The sequence below is a fragment of the Catenuloplanes niger genome, from assembly GCF_031458255.1.
GTDB lineage: Bacteria > Actinomycetota > Actinomycetes > Mycobacteriales > Micromonosporaceae > Catenuloplanes > Catenuloplanes niger.
The window spans coordinates 6,347,465-6,356,600 of the sequence record NZ_JAVDYC010000001.1 but is presented as its reverse complement, the minus strand read 5'-3'; the positions used below and the strand labels follow the sequence as shown (position 1 = coordinate 6,356,600).

9 protein-coding genes and 1 tRNA gene are annotated in these 9,136 nt (G+C 68.6%); 6 read left to right on the top strand and 4 right to left on the bottom strand.

The features are described from left to right. Positions 1 to 4 precede the first annotated feature (4 nt). Positions 5 to 3,445: a LamG-like jellyroll fold domain-containing protein gene (locus J2S44_RS28280; protein ID WP_310420098.1), complete on the bottom strand. Its 3,441-nt coding sequence runs from the start codon at positions 3,443 to 3,445 to the stop codon at positions 5 to 7. Between the two features lie 350 nt (positions 3,446 to 3,795). On the opposite strand from J2S44_RS28280, the gene J2S44_RS28275 reads away from it, so the two are divergent. Next, the gene (locus J2S44_RS28275) at positions 3,796 to 4,257 is read left to right on the top strand and encodes a hypothetical protein (protein WP_310420096.1); all 462 of its coding nucleotides are present in this window, start codon (positions 3,796 to 3,798) and stop codon (positions 4,255 to 4,257) included. Positions 4,258 to 4,616: 359 nt separating this feature from the next. Here J2S44_RS28275 and J2S44_RS28270 read toward each other — a convergent pair. Next, positions 4,617 to 4,688 (bottom strand) — tRNA-Val (locus tag J2S44_RS28270). Positions 4,689 to 5,027: 339 nt separating this feature from the next. Beyond that, positions 5,028 to 5,456, bottom strand: a complete 429-nt coding sequence (locus J2S44_RS28265) for a TIGR02611 family protein (RefSeq protein WP_310420094.1) — start codon at positions 5,454 to 5,456, stop codon at positions 5,028 to 5,030. Positions 5,457 to 5,788: 332 nt separating this feature from the next. Here J2S44_RS28265 and J2S44_RS28260 point away from each other — a divergent pair, with 332 nt between their 5' ends. The 4 genes from J2S44_RS28260 to J2S44_RS28245 all read left to right on the top strand — a co-directional run bounded on the left by J2S44_RS28260 (position 5,789) and on the right by J2S44_RS28245 (position 8,038). Continuing rightward, positions 5,789 to 6,220 (top strand): SsgA family sporulation/cell division regulator, encoded by a 432-nt coding sequence (locus J2S44_RS28260; RefSeq protein ID WP_306833366.1) that lies wholly within the window; start codon positions 5,789 to 5,791, stop codon positions 6,218 to 6,220. Positions 6,221 to 6,382: 162 nt separating this feature from the next. Then, positions 6,383 to 7,249, top strand: a complete 867-nt coding sequence (locus tag J2S44_RS28255) for a helix-turn-helix domain-containing protein (RefSeq protein ID WP_310420092.1) — start codon at positions 6,383 to 6,385, stop codon at positions 7,247 to 7,249. 61 nt (positions 7,250 to 7,310) lie between these two features. After that, the gene (locus J2S44_RS28250) at positions 7,311 to 7,766 is read left to right on the top strand and encodes an RrF2 family transcriptional regulator (protein WP_307244797.1); all 456 of its coding nucleotides are present in this window, start codon (positions 7,311 to 7,313) and stop codon (positions 7,764 to 7,766) included. Between the two features lie 86 nt (positions 7,767 to 7,852). Continuing rightward, positions 7,853 to 8,038 carry a DUF4236 domain-containing protein gene (locus tag J2S44_RS28245; RefSeq protein ID WP_310420090.1) on the top strand — a complete coding sequence of 62 codons (186 nt, stop codon included), beginning with the start codon at positions 7,853 to 7,855 and terminating at the stop codon, positions 8,036 to 8,038. Between the two features lie 13 nt (positions 8,039 to 8,051). Here the strand turns inward: J2S44_RS28245 and J2S44_RS28240 are convergent, their stop codons facing one another. Further along, a complete protein-coding gene (locus J2S44_RS28240; RefSeq protein WP_310420087.1) occupies positions 8,052 to 8,567 on the bottom strand; it encodes a VOC family protein in 516 nt (171 codons plus the stop codon). Between the two features lie 59 nt (positions 8,568 to 8,626). On the opposite strand from J2S44_RS28240, the gene J2S44_RS28235 reads away from it, so the two are divergent. Further along, the gene (locus J2S44_RS28235) at positions 8,627 to 9,091 is read left to right on the top strand and encodes a MarR family winged helix-turn-helix transcriptional regulator (protein ID WP_310420085.1); all 465 of its coding nucleotides are present in this window, start codon (positions 8,627 to 8,629) and stop codon (positions 9,089 to 9,091) included. The last annotated feature ends 45 nt before the right edge of the window (positions 9,092 to 9,136 follow it).

The following is a 9,136-nucleotide window of genomic DNA, read 5'->3' as shown; positions in this document are numbered from 1 at the left end:
GTCGTCAGCCGGAGACGGCGACGAGTTCGGTCGAGTAGAGGTTCTTCACCTGGGCGTCGCTGAGCGCGCCCTGGTAGGCGTGCACATCGTCGATGCCGCCGTACCACCGGTCGGTACGCACGCCGTTGAACAGGCATCCACCGACGATGAGCGGCCCGGACGCCTGCCAGGCGGTGAGAATCTTGGTCGTCCTGCCCTGAAGGACACCGTTCACGTACAGCCGGAGAGTGCGTCCACCGGCGTCGTACACCGCCGCGACATGTGTCCACGTCGCCGTGTCGTCGCTGTCGACCGGGAGGAGTGACCGCACGGTATCTCCACCGGTGCCCGCCGCGGGCAACATCGAGAACGCCCAGTAGTCCGACTGGACGCCATCAACGGTGATCGGACGCTGGGACAGGGTGAACGGAGTGCGATCTGTGCCGTCCTGCGACACGACCGTGTGGACACCGGTACCGACCTGGTCGGGTTTGACCCACGCCGCGACCGTGAACGACTGGTCGGTGTTCAGGATCGGCGTGTCCTGCCACACCGGCTCGTCCTCGGATCCGACGTTCCGTTGCGACCGCGCATATTCCCGGGTCACCACGGTCGAGGTCTCGTCGACAGGCTTGTCGTCCAGGTACAGGCTCACCTGGTCGCGGCCCGCATCCACGACCGAGCCGGTCGTCAGCGCCAGACGCGAGGGGAACGTGCCGTCGGCCAGCGCTTCACACGTGTTCGGCCGCGTCTCGTCCCGGCAGGGGAATCCCGAGTTGAACGTCCAGTACCCCACCTCGACCGAGTCGACGAAGCCGGGTTCGTCGATCTCTCCGTCCGCGGTGCGGACCGCAGTCGCGCCGGTGAAGTCGTCTGCCACCACGAGGCGGTTGAAAATTTTGACGTCGGCGATGTTGCCGCGGAAGCGCTCGACCGAGCCGGTGCTGCCCGCGTCCTGGCCGCGTCCGATGACGATCGGGTTGGTGTTGGTGGTCGGCGTGCTCAACCCGGCCGACGTCTCGACGCCGTCGACCCAGACCTTGATCCGCTTTTCCGCGCTGTCATAGCCGGCCGCGACATGCGTCCACTGGTTGACCGTGTTGAGCCGGGTCGAACACACCTCGGTACCGGCCGTGGCCGTGGTGGACGGGATCAACAGGCACCAGGAGTTGCCGGCGGTCAGCGGGCGCGCCCGAAGCCGGAACGGGCTGGACGCCCCGGCCGGGGCCTCCTTCGCGATGGCCGTCGACGTGACGGTCAGGTCGGTCAACCGCACCCAGGCCGCGACCGAGTACGACTTCGTCGTGTCCAGGACCACACCGCTGGCCACCGCGCCCTGCGTGGCGGTGCCGCTGAACGTGGCCGTCTTCCCGCCCAGGATCCGCACGTCGTCGGTCCAGGTGAGATCCGTTGCGGCGAGCGAGCCTCCGGCGGCCGTGGCGCTGTTCTGAAGTGCCGCGGTCTGGTCGACGCCCGGATAGACCTGCAGACCGTAGCCGGCGATCGGGCCCGCCGGTGCGCTCACGATCAGACTGATGCTGGTCGCGCGACCGTTGTTGAGCGTGTTGTCGATGCCGTACGCGGTGAAGATGTTCTCGCCGTACTTCACCGTCGACAGCTTCACCGACGCGCTCATCGACTTGCTGCCGTCCGCCGCCGTCACCAGCGTCGCCGCGATCTCCTTGTCCGGCGGGTTCTTCCACCCGTACCGGAACTTCGTCACGTCCAACGACGGCGTGCTGATCGTGAACGCCGCCTCCCCACCCGGCCCCGGCACACCCGACGTCCGCGTCACCGACGGCTCAGCCGGCACGCTCGTGTCCGGATAGAACTCACACCACCCCGACCACGGACTCGACTGGTTGTACGGCGCCGGATCCTTCGTCTGCACCCGGAACGCGTACCGCTTGCCGTTCTGGATCGTCACCTGCACCGGCGAGGCCTGCGCATTCGCGGACTGGTTCACCACCGTCGACGTCGACACCGGGAATGTGCCGTCGTTGACCTGGCCCGCGGCCGGGATCTGCTTCCACTGGAACGTCGCCGTCAGTTTCTGCGTCGTGTCCGCGTCCGGCAGCCGCGCGTACAACCGCGGGGTCAGCGTCCCGGTCGAGATCGGCACACTGCAGTCGGTGTTCGGCTCGACCATCAACCGCTCCGGCGTACCCGGAATGCTGTCGTACTCCACCACCAGGACTGCGGCATCCGCGAAGAACGTCTTCCAGCGGACCGCGTAACCCTCCATCGCGCCGCTGAGGTCACACGCGCAGAACCCGAACGTGATGTCCGTCTTCCGGCCGGTCGCGAACGACTGCACCTGGTTTTTCACCGCGGCGTTGTCGAACTGCACGACCATGTCCAGCTGCTCCGGGCCGCAACCGCCGGCGTCGTTCGCGTGTGAGGACGCTGCCACCAGCCCGGTGCGCAGGATCGTCCACCACGTCACCCGGTCGCCGTTCTTCTGCGCGCCGTTGATCGCATCCGACACCCACATCGACGTCGGCGTGTGATCACACGACCACGAGTGGTCCAGCTTCATCTGCACCCGCGCCGAGTACACATACTTCCCGGCCAGGTCCGTCGTCATGAACTTGAAGAACGATCTGTGCAACGCCTTGGACGCCGGGTTGTAGCCGACCCGAGCCCGGTCACTGTAGTTGTCGGCCTGATTGTTCGTCGCGTACGCCCACTTCGCCGGCTTCTTGTCCCACGCTGGGTCGATGAACAGCGGGAAATGCTGCTCCGGCGCGTCCAGCATGTCCGCGTCCGGGATCAGCCGCAGATCACCCTGTCCGGTCACCTCGGTCCGCACCGCCGCCGTGTTCGACGCGTCCCCCGGCCCGGCCGGCGACGACGGCACACCCGAGGCCGCCATCCGCGCCATCAACGAAAGCGGCGGCGCCGCCGAATCCCACATCGTCGGCGCGTCCGCGGTCGCCAGCACCGTACGGCCCGCGACCGCCCGCAGCCCGCCGTCCGGCAGCGCGGTCACCGACGCGTCACCGCCGACGTCGATCGTCACCGACCGGACCGACTCCGCCGCCTTCGGCGTGTGCACCACGAGCACATGCGTGAAGCCACCCCATGTCGCCCGCAGCACCAGATCAACATCCGGGAGCACGCCACGGTACGTCGCGGAGTCCCCGCTCAACTCCGGCGCCGGCAGATCCCCCGGCCACGACAGCGTCAGGGTCTTCCCCGCGTCGACCAGCGTCACCATCGGCGCGTCATCACCACCGGAGAACCGCACATCGGCGACCGACGCACCGGGCCGCACCGTCCCGTCCGGCCGTACTGACAGATCCAGGTCCGTCTCCGACCATGAGCCGTCCGCGTGCCGCACATGCTTGGGCACCACCGTGGACTCCATCACGAGCCGCCCCGACGGCTCGGCGAAGACCTGTGAGTACTCGGTGCGCTCCGACAGCACTTCGACTCGCTCGCCGGTCTCCGCGGCGCGCTCCACTTCGGGCCTCAGTGCGAGGGCTGACGCGGGCTGTGCCAGCAACGGATGCAGCGACAGACCCACCACACCGGACAGCAGCAATGCGAACCCGCGCCGCGACGACAAACCAAACACGCGCAGTATGACGCCACGTGACACAGCGGTCTCCCCCGGTGATCAAGATCAGCCGCAGGGACTTTAGAGGGCGACACCCAGGAAGTAAACAGGGATTACAAAGCGTATTCACAGAACGGACGAATCGAGTTGATCATCACCGTCCGTCATCTCCCGCCATAGCTCCCTACAAGATGCAGGCGCTCGAACGATCCGCCGGCAACGGCCTGGTCCGGGCACTGTGCATAATCTGCGCCGTGAACGCGAACGATCCAGCACTGCACAGCTCCACCGCCCACGACATCACCGACGGCCGATCGCCCTTCCTTCGGCACCGATCCGCCCTGCTGATCGGTGCCACCGTCATCGGTGTCCTCACGGTGACGACGGCAGTCGCGTATGCGGTCTATCCACGGGAGGACTCCGGCGTCATCGCCTGCCGGCGCATCGCCACCGTCGCGGCAACCGGCGACCCACCCACGATCAGCCTCGCCGAGATGCGCGAGGTGACCGACCTCCTCGCCAACTCCGGCAACCCCGATCTCGCCCGCACCGGCAGCACCTACCGGGACGTGTTCGAGGTCCATGACTCGGGCGAACGCGATGCCACCGACGTGCTCTCCGGCTTTCCCACCTCCCTGACTCTCATCACCCAGACCTTCCAGGCCTGCGGCAGAGTAGGAGTCGAGGTGCCCACACCACACCTCACGCCCCGATAGCCCCTGATCCACCGGCGGTTCGGTCCGAGCATCGACGCCATACTCGCTTCTCGGACACCGCCTCCCCGGCGTCCGCGGCATCTACGGCCACGTCACCCCAGCCGTCGAGCAGCGCCTGGTCGACGGCTGGGGGATCCGCTGGAGGGCCACCGTAGGCGACGACGATTCCGACTAGGCAGCGCTCAGCCGGGAAGCAGGACAATCCCGATCAGGAGTAGCCACCACCCGACGACGCCACGCACCCAACGCACGCCACGCCACCACCGCACCGCGGGGTCTCAGGGGGCTCGGCCCCCTGAGCAGAAATGACGAGAGGCCGCGGTTCGCGCTTTCCGCGAACACACGGCCCCTGCATCTCGTGGGCGATACTGGGTTCGAACCAGTGACCTCTCCGGTGTGAACGGAGCGCTCTCCCACTGAGCTAATCGCCCTTGCGAGACAGAACTGTACCGGAGACCCCCCGGCGCGCGCACATCGGGGGTTCCGGCGCGTCGAGGGGATTGCCGAGCGGGCCGGCGGGCATGGACCGCCCGTGCGCACCTCCCGCGCCGGCGCCGGCCGCGCGCTCTTTGCCAGGCCCGGGCGGTCGTGCGCTCGCATCACGCCGGGGCCGGCCGTGTGCTCCTGCCGCGCCGAGGACGGCCGGGGGTCGGTCGCGCCGGGATCGGCAGGGAGGAGCGCCAGCGACGACCGGTGCCCGCGGGAGCATGCGGAACGTGATCCGCCGGAAGCGGGAAAATTGGTGTGCCGCTCTTCGGCTCGGTGCGGGGTCAGAAGCGGGCGAGGAGGTCCAGGCCGATCTGGATGAGATCGATGCCGAGTGTCAGGCGGAGGGAGAGCCAGACGATCGCGCTGACGAAGAGGAAGCAGAGGAGGCCGAGGAGGGAGCGGAGCGGCCAGGGCTGGCGCAGGATCCAGCGGGTCCAGGCCTGGACGTGTTTGCGGGTGAAGTGGAGCAGGTGGCGGGCCCAGGCGAACTCGATGGCCCAGATGGCGAGGCCGACGATGACGATGCCCCAGCCGGGGCCGGGGAGCGGGATCGCGACGATGCCGACCGCGACCACGATCGCGCCGAGGACGCCGATGCCGATCTTCAGGGCTATCCGGCCGGTGGGATTGGCGCGAATGCCGTCGAGCGTGCCGGTGATGCGGCGTCGCCATGCGGGCGTGGGCCGGACGACCTCTTCGAGGGTTTCCACCTCTTCATGATCGCCCACTGTTGCCACCCCGGAATTGGACGCCGTGGAGGGATTTGCCGCCATTACCTACCCCCGGTAGCGCTAGGGCCGTCACTGAACCGGACAACACGACGTTACCGGAGTGAGTCGACGTTGGTACCGCCGCGATGGCGGACCGAGGAGCAGGCAAGACGCCGGGATCTTACTAGAAATCCGCTTTTGGAAGACCAGTTCGGTACCGACTTCCTACTACTGGGTGAGATCAGCGTATGACGGAGCGTAATCGGATGTATCCGCTGAGTATGGGATACGCGGGGTGAGTACCCCGCAGCGGTGCCGGGGGGAGAACGTCAATGAGTGTCATCCGACCGACGACCGTCGAGGTCGAGACGTCGCTGCGGCTTGTCGCACCGGATGCTACCGCGTTGCCGGTGCGCGCCAGCCTTCGCTACGACCCGTCAGACCCGTACGCGGTGCACGTCCTGTTCCACGCCGAGACGGCCGGGGGCGAGGCCGTGAGCTGGTCGTTCGCGCGGGAACTGCTGGTCACCGGGCTCGACGAGCCGGCCGGGATCGGCGACGTCCGGGTGTGGCCGTGGGCCACGCCGAAGGGTGACTTCGTGGCCCTGGCCCTGTCGTCGCCGGACGGGAACGCCCTCTTCGAGGTACCACGGAGCGTACTGGTCCGGTTCCTTCGCCGGACGTACGTGGTGGTGCCGAGGGGCCGAGAGGGCGATCACCTCGACGTCGACGCGGCCGTGAACCGACTGCTGGCAGGGCGATAAAAGGCGGCATTAAAAGGGACAGAAGAACTGATATGACCCGCGCGGTACCAACCGGTACGCGCGGGTCAGTCATATCCGGCGAAAAGCTACGAAATTGCCATAAATGTGCAACAACAAAATGCGGGGATGCGTCGCCGGCCAGGGACGGTTACCGTGAGTCGGATGGTCGGTATCGGTCAGGCGCGGCCGGGCAACGAACTCGCAAGCCCCACGGGCATCGGCGCCACTACGCTCAGCGACGTCTCCGGCGACGGACCGTACCTTCTCGATCGCAACCTCCTGCTGCTGGTCACGGTCGGTCAGGGCGCGCAGGAGATCGACTTCGTCCGCCACGACTGCCGCCCCGGCACGCTGCTGTGGGCCCGGCCGGGCCAGGCGATCCGGCTCAGCCGCCGGGCCGGGTTGGACGCGGTGCTCATCTCCTGGCACCCCGAGGACCTGCCGGACCACTGGCAACCCGGCGGCCGGTGCGGGTGGCAGCTGGCCGGCGAGGACGAGGACGCCGTGATCAGCGAGGTGAGCCAGCTGGTGGTGGACCGGGAGCGGCACGCCGGCACACCGCTCGCCGACCGGCTGCTGCGCCACCAGCTGACCGTGCTGATGCTGCGGATCGCGCTGATCGCCGGCGACCGCACCCCGCCGGAGCCGGCCATGTTCCAGGAGTTCAGCAAGGCCATCGAGACGGGGTACGCCCGGAGCCGCCGCGTCGAGGAGTACGCCCAGCTGCTCGGCTGCTCGGTCCGCACGCTCACCCGAGCCTGCCTCGCCGCCACCGGCCGCAGCGCCAAGCAGGTGATCGACGACCGGGTGGCGTTGCAGGCCCGGCGGCTGCTGGCCTGCACGGAGACGCCGATCGCGGACATCGGCCGGGCGCTGGGCTTCCCGGAGCCGACGAACTTCGGCCGCTTCTTCCACCGGGAGACCGGCTGCTCGCCCGGCGCGTTCCGGGCCGCGCTGCCCGGCCCGCCGCTGGACGCGCACGACTCCGGCCCGCACGCGTTGCGCACCACGGCCTTCCACCGAATCTAGAGATTTCCGGACAGAGCGGGGCGGCGCACGCGGCGGGCGTACCCGGGGTAACAATGTGGGGGTGCAGATCTCCGCGCGTGGTGAGTACGCCGTCCGAGCCGCCCTCAGCCTGGCCTCGGTCCACCCCTCACTGATGTCCGCCCAGGCGATCGCGCAGGAGCAGGACATGCCGCGCAAGTTCCTGGAGGCGGTGCTCGCGGACCTGCGCCGGGCCGGCATCGTCCGGGCCCAGCGCGGCGCCGAGGGCGGTTACACGCTGGCGCAGACGCCGCGCGAGATCATGATCGGCGCGATCCTCCGCGCGGTCGACGGACCGCTCGCCGGCGTGCGCGGCATGCGCCCGGAGGAGACGCGGTACGACGGCGCCGCGGAGAACCTGCCGAAGCTCTGGGTCGCGGTCCGCAGCGCGGTGCGCGAGGTGGTGGACGAGACCAGCCTGGCCGACGTGGTGAGCGGCCGGCTGCCGAACCACGTCAAGAAGCTGACGACCAGGCCCGATGCCTGGGAACCGCGCTGAGAATCACCCGAACGTTTGCTTTGCCGGGGTTTCGGGCACATGTTCGACAACCCCGGCAGCTATGCAGACGAAGGGAGCAACACGCCATGGGCCTGATGTTCCGTAAGCGTAAGAAGTTCGGACCGCTCATCCTCAACTTCACCGAGAACGGTTTCTCGTCGTGGAGTATCAAGATCGGTCGCTGGTCCTGGAACTCCAAGGCCCGCGCGCACCGCGTCGACCTGCCCGGCCCGTTCTCCTGGAAGCAGGACAAGTCCCGCTCGGCGAACTGAGCCGGCCCGGGGGTCAGGCGCTGACAGAGATTCCCACTCCGCCGCGCGTCTGGCCCCCGTACCGTCGCTTCTCCCGGTCGAGGTCCAACCGCCCGATCGTCCTGCGCGCGGCCAGCGCCGCGTCGTCCAGCAGATCCTTGGGGATCAGCCAGACCACCTCGAACTCCAGCCCGTCCGGGTCCCTGCCGTAGAGGCTCTTGGTGCTGCCGTGATCGGACGTGCCGACCAGCGCGTCCGCGTTCGCCAGCGCCGCCATCACGGCCTCCAGCGTGTCCAGCGTGTCGACCTCCCACGCCAGGTGGTAGAGCCCGACCGTGGCCCGCCCGGCCATCGACGGACCGGCCGGCCCGATCTCGAACAGCCCCAGGTCGTGGTCGTTCGTCGAGTCCGGCGCCTGCATGAACGCGGCGCGGAACCCGTTCGGCGTCATCGGCACCTGGCGGAAGCCGAGCACGTCCCGGTAGAACGCGACGCTCCGGTCGAGGTCGCTGATGTAGAGCACGGCGTGGTTCAGCCGGACGACACCCATGACGATCCCTCCATCCATCTTGGTAGTTGAAGGTTCAACTAGTTGATTATCATACGGTCATGACGCGCTGGCTGAACCCCGAGGAGCAACGCACCTGGCGGGCGTTCCTCTTCGCCTCCCGGGCCCTGCTGGAGACGCTGGACCGGGAGCTGCAGCGGGACTCAGGCATGCCGCACGCGTACTACGAGATCCTGGTCCGGCTCTCCGAGGCACCCGACCGCAGCATGCGGATGAGCGACCTCGCCGACTCGCTCGCCTCGTCCCGCAGCCGCATCTCGCACGCGGTCACCCGGCTCACCGAACAGGGCTGGGTGCGGCGCGAGGACTGCCCCACCGACCGGCGCGGCCAGCTCGCCGTGCTCACCGAGCGCGGGTACGAGGTGCTCGCCGCGGCCGCGCCCCGGCACGTCGACGGCGTCCGCGCGCACCTCTTCGACCAGCTGACCCCGGAACAGCTCACCCAGCTCGGCGCGATCGGCACCCGGCTGCTCGACCACCTCGACCCGGAGCACGAACTGCGCTGACGGCTTCGCGACAGTCCGGAATCGCCCGGTACGGCATTCCCGGAC